This is a genomic window from Pantoea sp. JV6 (genome assembly GCF_025910055.1).
Taxonomy (GTDB): domain Bacteria; phylum Pseudomonadota; class Gammaproteobacteria; order Enterobacterales; family Enterobacteriaceae; genus Pantoea; species Pantoea agglomerans.
In genome coordinates, this window is the sequence record NZ_JAPCIM010000020.1 from 36,850 (window position 1) to 54,297 (window position 17,448).

Consider the following 17,448-nt stretch of genomic DNA (forward strand, 5'->3'; position numbering starts at 1 on the left):
CGCGCCGTCAGTCGTGATTATTCGCCGTCGGTGATCGGCTGGCGCACCAGCAGCAGGTAGGCGAGTGCGCCAACCAGCGTCACGCAGGCACAAATCATCAGCGCCATGCTGAACGATTTGGTGGTGTCGAGCACCCAGCCGGTGATGACCGGCGCAAACGAGGCGAAGATAAAGCTGGCGAAGTTCTGGATGCTGCCGACAGACGCTGTCATACGGGCGGTGACGTTGGCGTGGATCAATCCCCAGCACGACGTTCCGGCGAAGTGGATACAGAACAACGCCATCCCAATCAGCGTTACGGCGCTGGTGGTGTCGGTCGCGCGGGTCACCACGGCGGTAAAGCCGGCGGACAGCAGCATCCCGCTGACGATGCAGACTTTGCGGGTTTTCACCGCGTTAAAGCCGCGACGTACCAGCGAGTCGACCACATAGCCATTCAGCAGCATGCCCGCCGCACCGAACAGGAACGGAATTGCTGCCAGCAGGCCGGTACTTTTAAGGTCGAGATGATAGGTCGACTGCAGATAGCCCGGCAGCCACGCGATATAGAGCCAGGCGGTGTAGTTGATGCCGCTGAAGCCAATCATCATTCCCCACATGGTGCGCTGCTTAAACAGGCCGCGCCACTCTTTGAAGCTGATCGGCTCTTTACGCGAGGCGACGCTGCCCGCCTGCAGATAGTGGATCTCTTCAGCGCTCAGGGTGTTGTTGTCGCGGTCGCGGTAGATCATATACCAGCCGATAGCGAGGAACATGCCGAGGATACCGATCGTGACAAACATGCCACGCCAGCCCATCACCAGCATCATCGCCGCCAGAATCGGCGGAGCCACCGACAGTCCAATCATCGAAGCCGCATTGAACATCCCCATCGGCATGCCGCGATCTTTAATGTTGAACCAGTCGTTGATCACTTTCACGCCGCACGGGTTCATCGGCGCTTCACCAATGCCGAGGCCGATGCGCACCAGGATGAACTGGGTAAAGTTATGCACCAGGCCAGAGGCGGCCTGGAACAGCGACCAGATAAACATGCCAATGCCGAGCATAATGCGCGGCCCTTTACGATCCAGCAGCGCGCCGCACGGCAGTTGCGCCAGGCCGTAAGCCAGCGAAAAGGCGGAGAGCAGGAAGCCGATTTCGGTGGCGCTCAGCCCCATCTCCTCGCGGATGGTCATATTCGCGACCGACAGCGAGCTGCGATCCAGATAGTTGATGATGGCGGCGAACAGCAACAGCAGCATCGCCGTGATCTGAATCTTGCGGATACGCGGTGAACGCACCACGTCGCTGCGCATCGGCACGAAATCCTGGTCTGATGGCGTGTCGCCAGCTGCGCTGTCGCGGCCGGTTACTGAAGTCTTTTCCATTGCACTCTCCCGAAACTGGGTACTTATCGTTATGGTGAGAAGGGGTCTGCGCGCAGCGGCAAAAGGCCGCCGTGACGTTGCAGTCGAGACTAAGAGCAAAGGGTTAAGGATGTTGCAAAGATGTTTCTGAATCGTGCGGGAGCTAATGCTTTGTGGTTTTTAATCGGTTTTTAATTGTACTGACCGATTGAGCGCACCATCGAGGTTTTAGCGGTCGCCAGATGGTTATGTAATGCACAGAGGGCGTCGACATCCTGACGGCCAATCAGCGCGGTCAGAATCGCCATATGCTCCTCCAGCGCCACAATATTTCGCTGCTTGAGGTCGCTCTCATCCCACTGATAATGCGAGTGAAAGATCACCGAGATAATCTCCAGCGACTGATTGAAAAACGGGTTGTTGGCGGCGGATAAAATCAGCGAATGCATCTGACGATCCAGCGCGGCAAAGTGGCGATAGTTGCTGGCGATGGTATCGCGCATCGATCGGTGACGATCCAGCAGATCCCGCGCCTGAACCCAGCGCTCGTCGCCTGCGGGCAGATTCAGGAAGCGGCTCAGGGCGTGGGTTTCCAGCATCTCGCGCAGTTCAAACAGCTTCTCGGCATAATCCTGGGTGAATTTTTTCATCCGCCACTGGCCACGTCTGACCGGCTCCAGCAGGTCATAGCGCATAAAGCGCAGCAGGAATTCGCGCACCACCACCGGACTGACTTTCACCTGCTGCGCCAGTTGCAGCTCGCTGAAGGTATCGCCGGGCACCAGCTGCCGCTGATTAATCATATTAAAAAACATCTGCTCAAAGTGGCTGGCCTGCTGCTCAATCGGCGGCGTTAACGCGCTAAAACCGTCATCTTCGCGCGGATCGCGCACGATAACCCAGGTTTGATCCACCTTATCCAGCACGCCGCACTGATGCAGATAGTGCAGGGTGTGGCGCACCGTAGTCCGGCTGATATTAAACATTTCCGCCAGTGCCGCCTGGGGCGGCAGCGGTGAACGAATGTGGTGCTGAGCGATGCTTTCCAGCATCTGGTTGATGACGTTCTGGCGCAAATTCTGGCTGCGGCTCATCTCACTCTCCGGTTTTTTATGCATTAAAAACCATTCAAAGCCCAAAAAAATCGCGGTGCTTCACACTTCCCGCAAACGAACACCGCAGCGCGTGTAGGATTCGCCATAACTGCCTGCAGGACAACCGGAGAATCACCATGACAACAATGAAAGCACTGGTCATCGCTGAACCACGTAAGATGGTATGGGCCACCCGCGATATCCCCACGCCCGCCGCTGGCGAGGTACTGATTAAAATCCTTACCGCGGGAATCTGCGGCACCGACATCCACGCCTGGTCCGGTAATCAGCCATTCTTCAGCTATCCACGGGTGCTGGGCCATGAAATCTGTGCCGAAGTCGTGGCGCCGGGAAGTGATGCGGAGGACTTTCAGCCGGGCCAGCGGGTAGCGTTAATGCCCTACATCTCCTGCCTGCGCTGTGACGCCTGCCAGAGCGGCAAGACCAACTGCTGTGAGCAGATTTCAGTGATTGGTGTGCATCAGGATGGCGGGTTCTGCGACTACTTAAGCGTGCCAGTCAGCACGCTGCTGGTGGTGGATGATGTCGCGCCGGAAGCGGCTGCGCTGATTGAGCCCTTTGCCATCAGCGCCCATGCAGTGCGTCGTGCCGCAATTGTGGCGGATGAGCAGGTGCTGGTGGTGGGTGCCGGACCGATTGGGCTGGGTGTTGCCGCTATCGCCGCCGCCAGCGGCGCGCAGGTGGTGGTCGCGGATACCAGCGAATTTCGTCGCCAGCATGTTGCTGACCAGCTCGGCCTGGCGGCACTGAATCCGGCTGATGAAGCGTTTTACAGCGCGCTGCGAGAGGAGTTTGGTGGCCGTCTGGCGCTGAAGGTGATCGACGCCACCGGCAGCCCGGCGGCGATGAACAATGCGGTCAACCTGATGCGACACGGCGGCACTATCGTTTATGTCGGTCTGCACAAAGGCGATCTGGTGATCCCGGACAGTGAATTCCATAAAAAAGAGACCACCCTGATGGGCAGCCGCAACGCCACCCGTGAAGATTTCGATCGGGTGCGTGCGCTGATGGCCAGCGGCCAGCTGCGCGCCGAAATGATGCTGAATCACCATCTGGCCTTCTCCACGCTGGATGAAACCTTTGAGGCGCAAATCATCAACAACCGCGAGCTGATCAAAGGCGTGATTCATTTCGACCGGTAACGCGGCCAGTCGGTTCGCGTGGTTCAGGGCGCGGTGAGGGTCTGAAAGAAGTGCGCCCGCACCGCGTCAGCATCCACGCCAAGTGCGATACGCTGGGCGGGCAGGCCGTTAAAGGGATCCTGGCGGGAGGCCAGCGCGCTCAGCTTACGCACCGTCTGACCGCAGGCGATGCCCTCCGTGATCACCCGAAGCGGGCTTTCGGTCAGGGTAAACACCTGTGGCAGAATGAGCCACGCCACCGCCAGGGTGTCGTGCAGCGCCATACCCTCGAATCCCTCTTTCTCCAGACTGTAAGCCAGGTAAGGGCGACAGATCGCACTCAGCACCGGCTGATTCAGACGCTGAACCTCATCGCCGCTGATCAGCACCTTGTGTGTGACATCCAGCGGGATCACCACCACGTTCAGCGCCGAGGCGAGCACCTGATCGGCAGCATGCGGATCTTTCCAGATATTAAATTCGCTGAAGGGCGTCACGTTGCCACTGTGCCCGTCGGTGCCAAATGCGCCGCCCATGATCACCAGCTCTTTTACCAGCGGAATAATATCCGGCGCCTGATTAATGGCCGTGGCGATATTGGTCAGCGGACCAATCGCCACCAGGGTGATCTGATGCGGCTGCGCCCGCACGCTGTCGATAATAAACTGCACCGCGCCCGGCGCCTGTTCGCTGCACGCATTATCAAACGCATCGCCCAGCCCATCTTCACCGTGCAGTCTGGCAGGCGCAGAGGGTGGCAGCGCCAGCGGTCGTGAACAGCCGCGATAGACCTCCGCGTTAATCGCCATTTTCCCGCAAAACAGTCGGGCATTTTTCACCGCCTGACCCACCGCCACGTTGCCGAAGACCGTGGTAATCCCCAGCAGATGCTGCGTCCGCGCCGCATAGGCCAGCGCAAAGGCGTCATCCACGCCGATATCGGTATCAAAAATCAGGGTACGCATAGGGTCTCCGCAACAGGCTGTAAACCATCAGCATTACTCCGTCTGTGGCGTGCGCGTCAAGGTTTTCAGCCGCCATGACCTCACTGTTGCCAGCCTGAAACGGGCGTCGTATTATCACCGGCTCAAGGTGATGGCGTGCCACCTTTCCCAACCGCCGGTGGGCTTTACACCGGCTGATGACGCCTGACACTCAATCCTTTCGCGGGAGCTGAGGTGTCAGGCGCAGTTTATCTCTGCCTTTCCCCCTCAGCCCGGCGTCAATCTGCAATCAGGAGCAAGACATGTTGAAACCGTTATTGGCTGTGATGATCGGCGGCTCTGCCGGCTGTGTACTGCGCTGGCTCTTTGCGATGCGCTTTAATGCGCTCTTTCCCAATCTGCCACCTGGCACACTGCTGGTGAATCTGATCGGCGGTCTGGTGATCGGCGGCGCGATGGCCTGGTTTGTTCGCCATCCCGACATCGACCCGATCTGGAAACTGCTGATCGTCACCGGACTGTGCGGCGGGCTGACCACCTTCTCCTCTTTTACGGCGGAATTAATGGGGTTGCTACAATCAGGGAACTATCTCTGGGCGATGACCAGCGCGCTGGTGCATGTGATCGGTTCGCTGCTGATGGCGTTTGCCGGTTTCGCACTGGTCACGATGCTGGGCTGATCCGGCTAAGCGGCGCTTGTCATACTCCTTAAGAGGTAGATACTGTTTCAGGTTTTACGCCCGACCATCCCGCATGAACGGGCGCAGAAGCTGAACGTCACCGATTATTCCGGACGATTAAGGAGCCGAGCAATGCGAACTAACCCCACATTCCTTAACCTGGTGCTGTTAAACGGTGAACCCGGCCAGAAGCTCCAGGCGGCGCGTGACGCCGGTTTCGATCAGGTGGAGATCTGGCGCGAGGATGTCGAGGCGTGCGAGGGCGGCGCGGCGGCACTGGCTGAGATCGCTGCCCGGCAGGGACCTGGCTTTACCAATCTCCAGGTGCTGCGCGATTTCACCGGGGCACCCAGTGCGTTGCGCGGACAGAAGCGCGAAGAGCTGCGCCAGTTTATTCAGATTGCCCAGGCGCTGGGCTGCGACACCATTCAGGCGCCGGCCAGCACCCGTGAGGATTGCTGCGCCGACCAGATTGATGATGACCTGCGCTGGATGGCCTCTGAAGCTGCGCGCTACAACATGCGCATTATGTATGAGCCGATGGCCTGGTGCAGCGTGGATAACACCCTGCCGCTGGCGTGGCAGCGATTGCAGCGGCTCGATCAGCCCAATATCGGGCTGGTGGTCGATCTGTTCCATATCTGCGCACTGGGCGGCGACGCCTCACAGCTGGACGGTATCCCTGCCGATCGCATTTATGAAGTACAGCTGTGTGACATGGCCGCCGTTCCCGCGCAGGATAAGCAGAGCCTGATGGCGATGGCGAAGCACCAGCGTCTGCTGCCCGGCGATGGCATTATCGACATTGAACGCTTTGTCGATAAGCTCAAAAGCGCGGGCTATCAGGGGCCGGTGGGCATTGAAGTCTTTAATGATGCGCTGAAACGCCTGCCGCCTGAGGTTGCTGCCCGTCATGCCTGGCAGGCATTAAAGCGCTGCTGGGGTTAATCCTGTAAGCACTGCCCGATAAACGCGGCGGCGTGCATGGCACCCTGAGCGGAGATGGTGTGGCCGGTGGCGGGTTCAAATCGCGCTTCTACCGGCACCAATGCGGCTCTGAGTCGTGCTGCGGCAGATTCGCTCTCCTGCCACGGAATCACCTCATCGGCCTTGCCGTGGATCAGCAGCGCGGGCAGATGAGGCTGTGGCGTCAGCTCACCGTCAACCGCCAGACGACCCGAAAAGGCGACCACGCCCGCCAGCGGATAACGGCCAGATGCCAGCGCATCCAGCGCCATGATCGACCCCTGTGAAAAGCCGACCAGCACCACATCCTGCCAGCGGTCGGCGAAGCCGTGCTGTGCGATAACGTCGCTGAGGGTCGCGTCAAACGCCGCCCGCGCGGCCCGTACCCGACCTGGCCGGTTCTCTGGCGTCACCTCCTCCAGGCTGAACCACTGCCAGCCAAAACCGGCGGCAAAACGTTCGGGCGCATTGGGTGAGGCAAAAATCACATCCGGCAACAGCGTCGCCCAGTGACGGCCAATCGGTGCCAGATCGTCGCCGTTACTGCCTACGCCATGCAGAAAAATTACCAGTGCTTTTGCCATTATTGCTCCTTTAAAGACCGTACTCGCTCAGATCCGGGCCTGCCGGAACGATCCCGTTCGGGTTCAGTGCCTTGATTGAGTAGTAACCCTGTTTGATATGATCGATGTTGACCGTCTCACGCACGCCGGAGACTGACAGCATGCTCTTAAGATAGCGATTCAGCAGCGTATAGTCGCGTATCCGGCGCAGGTTGCATTTGAACAGGCCATGATAGGCGACGTCAAAGCGAATCAGGGTGACGAACAGGCGAATATCGGTTTCAGTCAGCCGTTCACCCAGCAGGAAGGTGCGACCATCGCTGAGCAGGGCTTCCAGTTCGTCGAGCTGGCTGAAGACGTCGTTAAAGGCCTGCTGATAGCTGATTGATGTCGTCGCGAACCCGGCGCGATAGACACCATTATTCAGACGCGGATAGAGACTCTCATTCAGCGCATCAATCTCCGGGCGCAGCGCGGCGGGATAGAGGTCGATGCGGTTATCGGCCAGATCGCCAAAGCCGCTGTTGAACATACGCACAATGTCAGCGGACTCGTTGCTGACGATGGTGCCGGTTTTCTTGTCCCACAAGACCGGCACGGTGGCCCGGCCCGTGTAATCGGGCGCGACGCGGGTATAGATTTCATGCAGGTACTGCGCGTGATTCAGCGGGTCCTGCTGTGCGCCGGGAAAATTGCCAAAGCGCCAGCCCTGGGCACCGAGCTGCGGTTCAACCACCGTCACGCTAATCAGCGACTCCAGCCCTTTGAGCTTGCGGGCAATTAACGCGCGCGACGCCCATGGACAGATCAGCGCCACATAGAGGTGGTAGCGATCCGCTTCTGCCGCAAATTCAGTGGAGCCATCGCTGCTGATAAAATGCCGGAAACCGGACGTCTGACGGACAAATCCGCCCTGTTTATCGGTCGACTGCACCGGGTGCCAGTCACTACTCCATTTGCCTTCTACTAACATCGCGCGACTCCTCTGTAATGTGAGAAGCAGCTTAACTGATGACTAAACGGCTGATAATCCGTTTATAAAGACAATCATTTCTTCCATTCTGGAAGAAATTACGCGGGCGGAAAACGGGTAAAGTGGCTCACCAGGAAGTCGATAAGCAGGCGCGCCCGGTGTGCCAGATGACGGGCGGGAGGATAAACCGCAAACAGGCCAAGTGGTGGCGTGTCAAAATTCTCCAGCAGCCGGACAATCTCACCGCGTTGCAGCGCGGGAGCCGCGATAAAACCGGGCAGCCGCGCAATGCCCAGTCCGGCCATCGCGGCCTGCAGGCAGGCTTCGGTGTTGGCGAAGCGCAGACGCCCGCGGACCGGTACGGTGACAATCTCGCCGCCGCCGCCGCCGCCGCCGCCGGCAAACGGCCAGTGCCAGGGATCGCGAAAATTGGTGTCGATGATGCACTGATGCTGGGGCATCTCGCGCCAGTGCTGCGGCGTGCCAAACTGCTCAAGATAGACCGGCGAGGCGGCGATGCGCACATGCACCTCACCCAGCTTGCGCGCGACCAGGCTGCTGTCGCTGAGGGTGCCGATACGGATCGCCATATCAAAGCCTTCATCGACGATGTTGACGGACCGGTCTGAAAAGCTGACATCCAGTTCAATCAGCGGATAGCGTCGGGCAAACGCCACCAGCACCTCAGACAACACCACAGTACCAAAGGAGCCGGGTGCGCTGATTTTCAGCCTGCCGGTAGGCGTGGTGGCGCTTTCACGCACGCTGGCATCCAGCGTCTCAAACGCATCGAGCAGGTTTTTGACCCGCTCATAATAGCTGCGCCCGACATCGGTGGGCGACAGGGCGCGCGTGCTGCGCTTAAACAGCTGGACGCCGAGCCGCTGCTCCAGCTTTGAAACCAGCTTGGAAGCCTGACTGCTGCTGGTGCCGAGACGTAACGCCGCCGCAGAAAAGCTGCCGGTTTCCAGCACCGTGACAAACATCCGGTCACAATCGAGTCGATCCATGGCGGTGTCCTGTGGAGATAAAGTCGCAGTATAGAAGCTGCGGCCAGGCGATGCAGCCTTCACTTTGCGTGCCTTAACCCTTTCGCTGACGCGGAAAACCTGCTTGACTGACTCTCTGCCCGACGTTCTCTGGAGTAATTCATGTCGCTGATTCACCTGACGTCACTGGCGGAGATCCCGGCCGCCGAGTGGGATGCGCTGTTGCCTGATGACCAGCCCTTTTTGCGCCACGCCTTTCTGCTCACGTTAGAACAGAGCGGCAGCGTGCGGTTAGAGGCGGGCTGGCAGCCCGATCATCTGCTGTGGCGGGAGGAGGGGGTGACCCGCGCCGCGCTGCCAGGCTACCGCAAACGCCATTCACAGGGCGAGTACGTCTTTGATCACGCCTGGGCGGATGCCAGCCAGCGCGCCGGGATCCGCTACTACCCGAAATGGCTGGGCGCGATCCCCTTCAGCCCGGTCAGCGGCGCGCGCCTGCTGGGTGAAACCGCTGCCGCGGCGCAACTGCTGTCGGCCCTGCCTGAGAGCCTGTTACAGCAGGGCTTAAGCGGGGCACATATCAACTTTACCGATGCGCAGGCTAACCAGCTGCTGGCCGATCAGCCCGACTGGCTCTCCCGGCTCGGCTGTCAGTATCACTGGCATAACCGTGGCTACCGCGATTTTCAGGATTTCCTGGATTCGCTGATGTCGCGCAAGCGCAAACAGCTGCGTAAAGAGCGTGAGCAGGTGATGCAGAGCGGCTTTGAGTTTGACCGCTACCTGGGCTATCAGCTGCGCGAAGATCAGTGGGATTTTGTCTATACCTGTTACGCCAACACCTATGCGGTGCGCGGTCAGCGTCCCTATCTGACGCGTGACTTTTTCAGCCTGCTGGCGGAACGCATGCCGCAGAACATTGTGGTGGTGATCGCCCGTTTACAGCAGCAACCGGCCGCCATGGCGTTTTATCTGCGGGACAGCAATGCGCTCTATGGCCGCTACTGGGGCTGTCTGGCGGAGTTTGACCGGCTGCACTTTGAAACCTGTTTCTATCAGGGAATGGATTTGGCCCTTGATGAGGGGCTGACGCGGTTTGATGCCGGCGCGCAGGGCGAGCATAAGCTGGTGCGCGGCTTTGAGCCGCAGATTACCCACTCCTGGCACTATCTGCTGCATCCCGGCCTGCGTGATGCCGTCGCTGATTTTCTGGTGCAGGAGCGGGAAGGCGTGCGCGGCTGGGTGGAAGAAGCCCGCGACGCCTTACCCTATCGACGCGGCGATTAATCGATGCCGACAAAACCGCCGGTCTGATGCTGCCACAGCCGGGCATAGAGACCGTTTTGCGCCAGCAGCTCGTGATGGCTGCCCATCTCGGCAATGCCGCCTTTATCCAGCACCACCAGCCGATCCATCTTCGCGATGGTCGACAGGCGGTGCGCGATGGCGATAACGGTTTTGCCCTGCATCAGTGACTCCAGGCTCTCCTGAATCGCCGCTTCTACTTCGGAGTCGAGCGCCGAGGTGGCCTCATCCATGATCAGAACCGGCGCATCCTTCAGCAGCACGCGGGCTATCGCCACACGCTGACGCTGACCGCCCGACAGTTTCACGCCGCGCTCGCCCACGTGCGCATCCAGCCCGGTACGGCCCAGCGAGTCGGAGAGCAGCGGGATAAACTCATCGGCGCGGGCGCGGTGAATCGCAAGCTGCAGCTCCTCTTCGCTGGCGTCGGGACGACCATACAGCAGGTTTTCACGGATTGAGCGGTGCAGCAGCGAGGTGTCCTGCGTAATCATACCAATCTGGCTACGCAGGCTCTCCTGCGTCACGGCGGCGATATCCTGATCGTCGATCACAATCCGCCCCGCGTTCAGGTCATAGAGGCGCAGCAGCAGGTTCACCAGCGTCGATTTACCGGCGCCCGAGGGACCAATCAGCCCAATCTTCTCGCCAGGTTTGATGTCGAGGTTAAAGCCGTTAATCACCTGACGGCCACCGCCATAATCGAAGCGCACATCCTCAAAACGGATGTTGCCGCGCGTCACCTTAAGCTGCTTCGCCTGCGGCGCATCCTGCACGCTCAGCGGCTGCGCGATGGTTTTCAGGCCATCCTGTACCGTACCAATATTTTCGAAAATGCCATTGACCACCCACATGATCCAGCCGGACATATTCACCAGGCGGATGACCAGACCGGTCGCCAGCGCAATCGCCCCGACGCTAATCAGCGACTGGCTCCATAACCACAGCGCCAGCCCGGAGGTCGAGACAATCAGCAGGCCGTTCAGCGCCGACAGCGTCAGATCCATGCTGGTGACCATGCGACCGGCGTTCTGGGTTTTTTCGGTCTGCTCCTGAATCGCCTCACGCGCATACTGCCGTTCCAGATCGCTGTGGGCGAACAGCTTGATGGTGGCGATGTTGGTATAACCATCGACAATGGTGCCCATCAGTTTAGATCGCGACTCTGAGGAGACCACCGAACGCGCTTTAACGCGCGGCACAAAGAAACGCAGCGAGGCGCTGTAGGCCACCATCCACAGAATCAGCGGGATCATCAGCCGCCAGTCGGCACCGGCAAACAGCACCAGCGAGGTCACCGCGTAGATCAGCACGTGCCAGATGGCATCCACCAGTTGCACCGCGGAATCGCGCAGTGAACTGCCGGTCTGCATAATGCGCTGGGCGATGCGACCCGCGAAATCGTTCTGGAAGAAATTGAGGCTCTGGCGCAGCACGTAGTTGTGATTCTGCCAGCGGATCATGCTGGTCATGCTCGGGCTGATGCTTTGATGTACCAGCATGTCGTGCAGGGCGATAAAAATCGGCCGCAGAATCAGCGCCACCGCCCCCATCCACAGCAGTATCGGCCAGTTATCCCGAAACAGGGTGGCGGGCGTGGAGTGATTGACCATATCGATAATGCGGCTCAGATAGCTGAACAGCGACACTTCAATCAGGGCTGACGCCAGTCCCACTAGCAGCAGTGCCGCGAAACTCGGCCAGACCTGCCGCAGGTAGTAGAGGTAAAACGACCAGACCGTTGAGGGGGGCGAGTCGGTGGGCGCGTCATGAAAAATATTGATAAAACGCTCAAAACGGCGATACAACATAGCGATACTCTTTCCGTCCGGTAAAGAGCTACAGCTTAGTGCATGAACCCCGTTCGGCTAAAAGGAGAAAATATGGAAATCATTATTCGGGCACGGGAACCGCAGGATGCCGCCGCCTATCAGCGACTCTACAGTCATCCCGATGTCTATCCCTGGACGCTGCAGTTGCCGTTTCCCAGCGTTGCCACCTGGGAGAAAAAAATCGCCAGAATGGATGCCGAGGGGTTTATCGCCTTTGTCGCGGAGATCGAGGGCGTGCTGGCCGGTGAGCTGACGCTGTTTGTAGATAACAAGCCGCGCACCCGCCACTGCATCAGCTTTGGGCTGGGCGTGCATCCCGATTACGCCGGTCGCGGCGTCGGTGAGCGCCTGATCCGCACCGCGCTCGACTATTCCCGTAACTGGCTGGGGATTACGCGTATGGAGCTGGAGGTGTTTCACGACAACGAACGGGCGCTGCGGCTCTATGAGCGGCTGGGCTTTGAGCGTGAAGGGGTGATGCGCCAGGCCGCCCTGCGCGACGGTCAGCTGCGCGATGTGGTGATGATGGCGAAACTGCTGCACGAGAAGTGATAACCGGAGCGGCAGCGCTGCCGCTCCGCTTTTCATTACGGATTTTTATTGCTGTATTGCTGCATGTTCTGCTGCGTCACCAGTTCAAACGGGATCCACTGGTGGGAATCGACTTTTTCCCCTTTGATCATCTGCTGCGCCACCTCGACCGATTTTTTGCCCTGACCCACGGCATCCTGGAACACGGTGACGGCCAGTTTGCCGCTTGCCAGGGCTTTCAGGCCATCCGGCGTGGCATCAATGCCGCCCACCAGGATGGTTTTCTTCGGTTTCGCCTGGGCAATCGCCATGGTTGCGCCAATCGCCATTTCGTCGTTGTTGGCGGCGACAATATCGATCTCTTCCCCGTTCGACAGCCAGTTGAGCATTAAATCCATGCCCTCATTACGCGAATAGTTTGCGGTCTGCTTCAGCACCACTTTCATGTCGGGATACTTTGCTACCACCTGCTCGACATCTTTGGTGCGCTGCAGCGCACCCGCATCGCTGAGGTTACCGATGATAATGGCGACCCTGCCACGATAACCCGCCTGCTTCGCCAGCGCTTCCATCTGCAACGTGCCCGATTCGCGTTCGTCAGAGCCGACAAACACCACGCCCGGCGGCAGGGTTTTATCGCCCGGTGTGCGGTTAACGTAGACCAGCGGAATGTGAGCCTGCTGCGCCAGTCTGGTCAGGGCAGGGGTGCTGGCGGAGTCGACCGGATCGACGATAATCGCGTCTACCCCGGAACTGATAAAGCTCTGCACCTGATCGGTCTGACGGCCCACGTCGCCGCGTGCATCTTCGAACTGCGCATCCAGCTGACGCGCTTTGGCCTCTTTCTCGATCGACTGGCGGATAATGGTCAGAAAGTTCTGGTCGAAATAGGCCATTGAGACGCCAATTTTCTCTGCCAGCGCCGACGTGGAAAGAGAGAGCAGACAGAGTATTGCCCATGCACGTTTTTTCATTGCAGACTCCCGAGGTTAACTGAGTGGAATAGATTTTTCATTTATTATAAAAATGGACAAAGATTATCATTTGCAGCTTATGAACAGTCGCCGGGTTTGACAACCGGCCCTTTTCACTCTTGCTAGCGCCGCCACACTTTGCCGTAAAATCGCCGCGTCATAGCTGCCAGCGCCGATGAAATCCTCGACGTGGCGCACACTCTGCGGCAGGCAGCCGCGGCTTTTTGCGCTTTTGTGCAGCATCGCACTGGCCTTTGTGGTGGTTGTCAGAAAACCGTTGAATCGGGCCTGACGATCTCAACATCCGCACAATGATCCATCGTTAGCCTCCTATCTATATTTCCTTAAGCGGGAAATCTCAGCGTTATTCCTGAAAAAAACCTCGTGGCGCAACCTGCCGCTTTTTAAGGAATTCAGCTCATGCTTAAAGACCAAACGACTCACCGGACGTCTCATGTGCGCATCTGGATCCTCTGCCTGATCCTCTTTCTGTCGGTCGTGGCTTATGCCGACCGTTCGATCCTCTCGATCTCCGGATCGGCGATCAAAGAGGAGTTCGGCCTGTCAGCGATCCAGTTGGGCTTGATCCTCTCTGCCTTCAGCTGGGCCTACGTCATCGGTCAGATCCCCGGCGGGCTGTTTCTTGATCGCTTCGGGGCTAAAAAAGTGTATGGCGTCACGCTGGCGCTCTGGTCAGTCTCGACGCTGGCGATGGGATTCGTTGGTGAGTTCTCCAGCGGCATGACCGGCGCGCTGATGCTGATGTTTGGTCTGCGCTTTATGCTGGGATTGATCGAGGCACCCAGTTTTCCCGCCAATGCGCGCGTGGTGATTATGTGGTTCCCTGGCGCAGAGCGGGGACGGGCTTCATCACTGTTCAGCTCGGCGCAATATTTTGCCGTCGCCATCTTCTCGCCGCTGTCAGGCTGGCTGGTGTCGCGCTTTGGCTGGGAGTGGCCGTTCTTTGTGCTGGGCGGCATCGGCCTGCTGGCGGTGTTTGTCTGGGCTGCCTGGATGCGCGAGCCGCGCAATCACCCTGGCGTGTCAGAGAGTGAACTGCGCCACATCGTCGACGGTGGTGCGCTGGTGGATATCGACTCGGCGCAGACGCTGAAAGCGCGGCCACCGGTCAGTAAAGCGATGTTCAGAAAGCTGCTCACTAATCGCATGCTCTGGTGCGCCTATCTCGGTCAGTACTGCATCATCGCGCTCAGCTACTTCTTTATTACCTGGTTTCCGATCTATCTGGTGCAGGCGCGCGGCATGAACATCATGGAGGCGGGCTTCGCCACCGTTGCTCCGGCGCTGTTTGGTTTTCTGGGCGGGATCAGCGGCGGCTATCTGTCAGACAAGTTAATCGCCCGGGGCTGGAGCGTCTCCTGGGCGCGTAAAACGCCCTATATCGTCGGCATGCTGATGGCGTCCAGTCTGGTGCTGGCGGCGATCATTCCGGGCAATAGCGGCATTATCGCCATTATGTCCTTCGCCTTTTTCGGTAAAGGTATAGCGGCCGGTGCAGGCACCTGGACGGTGATCAGCGACACCGCACCCAAAGAGGCGGTGGGCCTGGCAGGCTCTATTTTTAACGGCATCGGCAATATTGCCGGTTTCACCACGCCGCTGCTGTTCGGCATCATCGTCGGTCTGACCGGCAGCTACAGCATCGGGCTGGCGTTTGTGGCGGCACACTGCGTGGTAGCGGCGCTGCTGTTCCTGCTGGTGATGGGACCGATTGAACGCGTCGGTGAAGAGAGCGATCGCCCGGCATCCTATAACAATCAGGAGAAAGAAGATGGCATTAAAGCAATGTAATGTGCTGATCAAAGGGAAATTCCTGCCGCCGCAGCTGATAGAGAACATTGAAAAGACGTTCACCGCGTTCCGGCTGTGGGAGGCGGAAGATGAGGCAGCCTTTCTGGCTGAGCAGGGCGCAGATATCGACATGCTGGTCACCAGCGGCAACGCGGTAATGGGCGCTCCGGCCACGCTGATCGCCGCGCTGCCAAACCTGAAAGCGATCTGCAGTAACGGCGTCGGTTATGACAGCATTGATACGGAAGCCGCCCGGTCGCGCGGCATTGTGGTGACCAACACGCCGGAGGTGCTCAATGATTGCGTCGCCGATCTGGGGATGGCGCTGCTGCTGGATGTGGCGCGCCGCATCAGCGAGGCCGATCGCTTCACACGCGCCGGTCACTGGACGCAGGGCCGCTTTCCGCTGAGCAGCAAAATCGGTGGCAAGGTGTGCGGTATCGTCGGGCTGGGCAATATCGGTCAGGCGGTAGCAAGGCGCGCGCAGGCGTTTGATATGGCGATTCACTATTACAACCCGCGTTCACGCCCCGATGTGCCCTACACCCGTCATGAGAGCCTGGTGGCGCTGGCGCAGCAGGCCGATTTTCTGGTGCTGACCCTGCCGGGCGGTGCCGCGACGCGCCACATTATCAATGCGGAAGTACTGCAGGCGCTGGGACCGCAGGGCTATCTGATTAACATTGCGCGCGGCAGCGTGGTGGATCAGCAGGCGCTGGTGGATGCGCTGGAAACCGGGCAGATCGCCGGTGCCGGGCTGGATGTGTTTGAACAGGAGCCGCAGGTGCCTGACGCACTGCGCCAGCGCGACAATGTGGTGATCACGCCGCATATCGCCAGCAGCACCCGCGAAACCATGGCGGCGATGGCTGACCTGGTCTTTGAGAATATGCTGGCGTTTGCCCGTGGCGAGCCGGTGCTGACCCGGGTAGTGTAACCGCAGCGGCGTCTTAACCCCCCTGCTGATACGGGGCGAGGCAGGACGCCTCTCCTCTGACCACTCACCAGACCCTCACCTTCGCACAAAACAGCCTGAAGAAAATTTGTCCGGCTGCCGATATCACCTTACCACCCGCTGATATTAAAGAGTGATAGCGTGATAAAGCTGATTACCATTGATGAATTGCGCCCAGGGATGTTTATCCACAAGCTGGAGGTCTGGTGGATAAAAGACCAGCGCATTCATAATGAGATGCTGATCACCGATCCCCGACAAATCGCCATGCTTCGCACTGAAGGGATCCGCCAGCTCTGGATCGACCTCGATCGATCGGTGCAGGCGCCGATCGCCTCCACGGTCGCGAAGAGAACCATTGGCCGCACCCCGTTTTTCCAGGAACTGGATCAGGCACAGCAGATCTTTTTACAGGGCAAACCGAAAGTGCTGGCGATGTTCAACGAAGCGCGGCTGGGTAACGGCCTGAAGCTCGATTATATGATGGATCTGGTGGATGAAATCGCCGGATCGATCACGCGTGAACCCTCCGCCATGCTGAGCGTGGCGCGACTGAAAAATCATGATGACTACACCTATCTGCACTCCATGGCGGTCTGCGGGCTGATGATTGCGCTGGGTAAAAAACTTGGACTGGATGAGCAGGAGCTGCGTCGGGTGGGCATGGGCGGTTTACTGCATGATGTCGGCAAAGCGGCCGTGCCGCTGGCGATCCTGAACAAAGCGGGCAAGCTGACTGAAGAGGAGTTCAGGGTGATGCGTGAGCATCCGGTGGTCGGTGCGCAGATGCTGATAGAAGCCGACGCCGATGACGATCTGCTCGATATCACCCTGCATCATCATGAAAAATATGATGGCAGCGGCTATCCGCACCGCCTGAAAGGCGAGGCGATTTCGCTCTACGCCCGCATGGCGGCGGTGTGCGATGTCTATGATGCCGTGACCTCGACCCGCTCCTATCGCAACGGCTGGACACCCGCCGAGGCGATGCACCAGATGCTGAGCTGGCGCGGCCATTTCGACCCTGGCTTGCTGCACACCTTCGTACGGACCATCGGCATCTATCCGGTGGGATCGCTGGTGCGTCTGGCCTCCGGCCGGGTGGCGCTGGTGGTGAAAGCGGGCGAAAAATCGCTGATGCGTCCCTGCGTGCATGTCTTCTGGTCGCTGCACGCCCAGCGTGAAGTGAAACCGGAAGAGCTCGACCTCGGCGACAGCTTCTGCACCGACAGCATTGTGGGCGCAGAGGACAGCACGCTGTGGGGTAACGTCGATCTCAATCGTATCTGGGCGCTGGAAGTCGCCTGATTTTTCGCCATTTTTACACTATTTTTAC

The 17,448-nt window shown here is 59.0% G+C and carries 16 protein-coding genes and 1 riboswitch; of the genes, 8 read left to right on the plus strand and 8 right to left on the minus strand.

Annotated elements, in window-relative coordinates:
- Window positions 1–17: 17 nt before the first annotated feature.
- Both OK412_RS18670 and OK412_RS18675 read right to left on the minus strand, forming a co-directional pair.
- Complete coding sequence (locus OK412_RS18670) at window positions 18–1,370, minus strand: MFS transporter (protein ID WP_010671480.1); 1,353 nt, start codon at window positions 1,368–1,370, stop codon at window positions 18–20.
- A gap of 170 nt (window positions 1,371–1,540) precedes the next feature.
- Window positions 1,541–2,443 carry a GntR family transcriptional regulator gene (locus OK412_RS18675; RefSeq protein WP_010671481.1) on the minus strand — a complete coding sequence of 301 codons (903 nt, stop codon included), beginning with the start codon at window positions 2,441–2,443 and terminating at the stop codon, window positions 1,541–1,543.
- 137 nt (window positions 2,444–2,580) lie between these two features.
- Here OK412_RS18675 and OK412_RS18680 point away from each other — a divergent pair, with 137 nt between their 5' ends.
- The gene (locus tag OK412_RS18680) at window positions 2,581–3,609 is read left to right on the plus strand and encodes a zinc-binding alcohol dehydrogenase family protein (RefSeq protein WP_264353432.1); all 1,029 of its coding nucleotides are present in this window, start codon (window positions 2,581–2,583) and stop codon (window positions 3,607–3,609) included.
- 23 nt (window positions 3,610–3,632) lie between these two features.
- Here the strand turns inward: OK412_RS18680 and OK412_RS18685 are convergent, their stop codons facing one another.
- The gene (locus tag OK412_RS18685; protein ID WP_264353433.1) at window positions 3,633–4,553 is read right to left on the minus strand and encodes a nucleoside hydrolase; all 921 of its coding nucleotides are present in this window, start codon (window positions 4,551–4,553) and stop codon (window positions 3,633–3,635) included.
- Between the two features lie 117 nt (window positions 4,554–4,670).
- A riboswitch (Fluoride riboswitch) is annotated at window positions 4,671–4,746 on the plus strand.
- Window positions 4,747–4,834: 88 nt separating this feature from the next.
- Between OK412_RS18685 and crcB the strand changes: the two genes are divergently transcribed.
- Together crcB and OK412_RS18695 are read left to right on the plus strand one after the other, a co-directional pair.
- Entirely contained in the window at window positions 4,835–5,212 is a 378-nt protein-coding gene (gene crcB / locus OK412_RS18690; protein WP_031593044.1) for a fluoride efflux transporter CrcB, read from the plus strand.
- 132 nt (window positions 5,213–5,344) lie between these two features.
- Window positions 5,345–6,160 (plus strand): sugar phosphate isomerase/epimerase family protein, encoded by an 816-nt coding sequence (locus OK412_RS18695; protein ID WP_060681268.1) that lies wholly within the window; start codon window positions 5,345–5,347, stop codon window positions 6,158–6,160.
- Here OK412_RS18695 and OK412_RS18700 read toward each other — a convergent pair.
- The 3 genes from OK412_RS18700 to OK412_RS18710 all read right to left on the minus strand — a co-directional run bounded on the left by OK412_RS18700 (window position 6,157) and on the right by OK412_RS18710 (window position 8,724).
- On the minus strand, window positions 6,157–6,762 hold the full coding sequence (locus OK412_RS18700) for an alpha/beta hydrolase (RefSeq protein WP_264353434.1): 606 nt from the start codon (window positions 6,760–6,762) through the stop codon (window positions 6,157–6,159). The genes OK412_RS18695 and OK412_RS18700 overlap by 4 nt on opposite strands.
- A 10-nt stretch (window positions 6,763–6,772) precedes the next feature.
- Window positions 6,773–7,714: a glutathione S-transferase family protein gene (locus OK412_RS18705; protein ID WP_263056791.1), complete on the minus strand. Its 942-nt coding sequence runs from the start codon at window positions 7,712–7,714 to the stop codon at window positions 6,773–6,775.
- A gap of 98 nt (window positions 7,715–7,812) precedes the next feature.
- Entirely contained in the window at window positions 7,813–8,724 is a 912-nt protein-coding gene (locus tag OK412_RS18710; protein ID WP_132499631.1) for a LysR family transcriptional regulator, read from the minus strand.
- 141 nt (window positions 8,725–8,865) lie between these two features.
- Here OK412_RS18710 and OK412_RS18715 point away from each other — a divergent pair, with 141 nt between their 5' ends.
- The gene (locus OK412_RS18715) at window positions 8,866–9,990 is read left to right on the plus strand and encodes a GNAT family N-acetyltransferase (RefSeq protein ID WP_154210957.1); all 1,125 of its coding nucleotides are present in this window, start codon (window positions 8,866–8,868) and stop codon (window positions 9,988–9,990) included.
- On the opposite strand, the gene OK412_RS18720 is transcribed toward OK412_RS18715, so the two are convergent.
- Complete coding sequence (locus OK412_RS18720) at window positions 9,987–11,819, minus strand: ABC transporter ATP-binding protein (protein WP_264353435.1); 1,833 nt, start codon at window positions 11,817–11,819, stop codon at window positions 9,987–9,989. The genes OK412_RS18715 and OK412_RS18720 overlap by 4 nt on opposite strands.
- Window positions 11,820–11,891: 72 nt before the next feature.
- On the opposite strand from OK412_RS18720, the gene OK412_RS18725 reads away from it, so the two are divergent.
- Window positions 11,892–12,392 (plus strand): GNAT family N-acetyltransferase, encoded by a 501-nt coding sequence (locus tag OK412_RS18725; protein WP_010253457.1) that lies wholly within the window; start codon window positions 11,892–11,894, stop codon window positions 12,390–12,392.
- Between the two features lie 35 nt (window positions 12,393–12,427).
- Here the strand turns inward: OK412_RS18725 and OK412_RS18730 are convergent, their stop codons facing one another.
- The gene (locus OK412_RS18730) at window positions 12,428–13,345 is read right to left on the minus strand and encodes a sugar ABC transporter substrate-binding protein (RefSeq protein ID WP_010253455.1); all 918 of its coding nucleotides are present in this window, start codon (window positions 13,343–13,345) and stop codon (window positions 12,428–12,430) included.
- 420 nt (window positions 13,346–13,765) lie between these two features.
- Between OK412_RS18730 and OK412_RS18735 the strand changes: the two genes are divergently transcribed.
- From OK412_RS18735 to OK412_RS18745, 3 genes are all read left to right on the plus strand, one after another.
- Entirely contained in the window at window positions 13,766–15,157 is a 1,392-nt protein-coding gene (locus tag OK412_RS18735) for an MFS transporter (protein ID WP_010253452.1), read from the plus strand.
- Window positions 15,138–16,094, plus strand: a complete 957-nt coding sequence (locus OK412_RS18740) for a 2-hydroxyacid dehydrogenase (protein WP_264353436.1) — start codon at window positions 15,138–15,140, stop codon at window positions 16,092–16,094. The genes OK412_RS18735 and OK412_RS18740 overlap by 20 nt, the downstream gene beginning before the upstream one ends.
- 159 nt (window positions 16,095–16,253) lie before the next feature.
- Window positions 16,254–17,420: an HD-GYP domain-containing protein gene (locus OK412_RS18745; protein WP_010253446.1), complete on the plus strand. Its 1,167-nt coding sequence runs from the start codon at window positions 16,254–16,256 to the stop codon at window positions 17,418–17,420.
- Window positions 17,421–17,448: the final 28 nt, after the last annotated feature.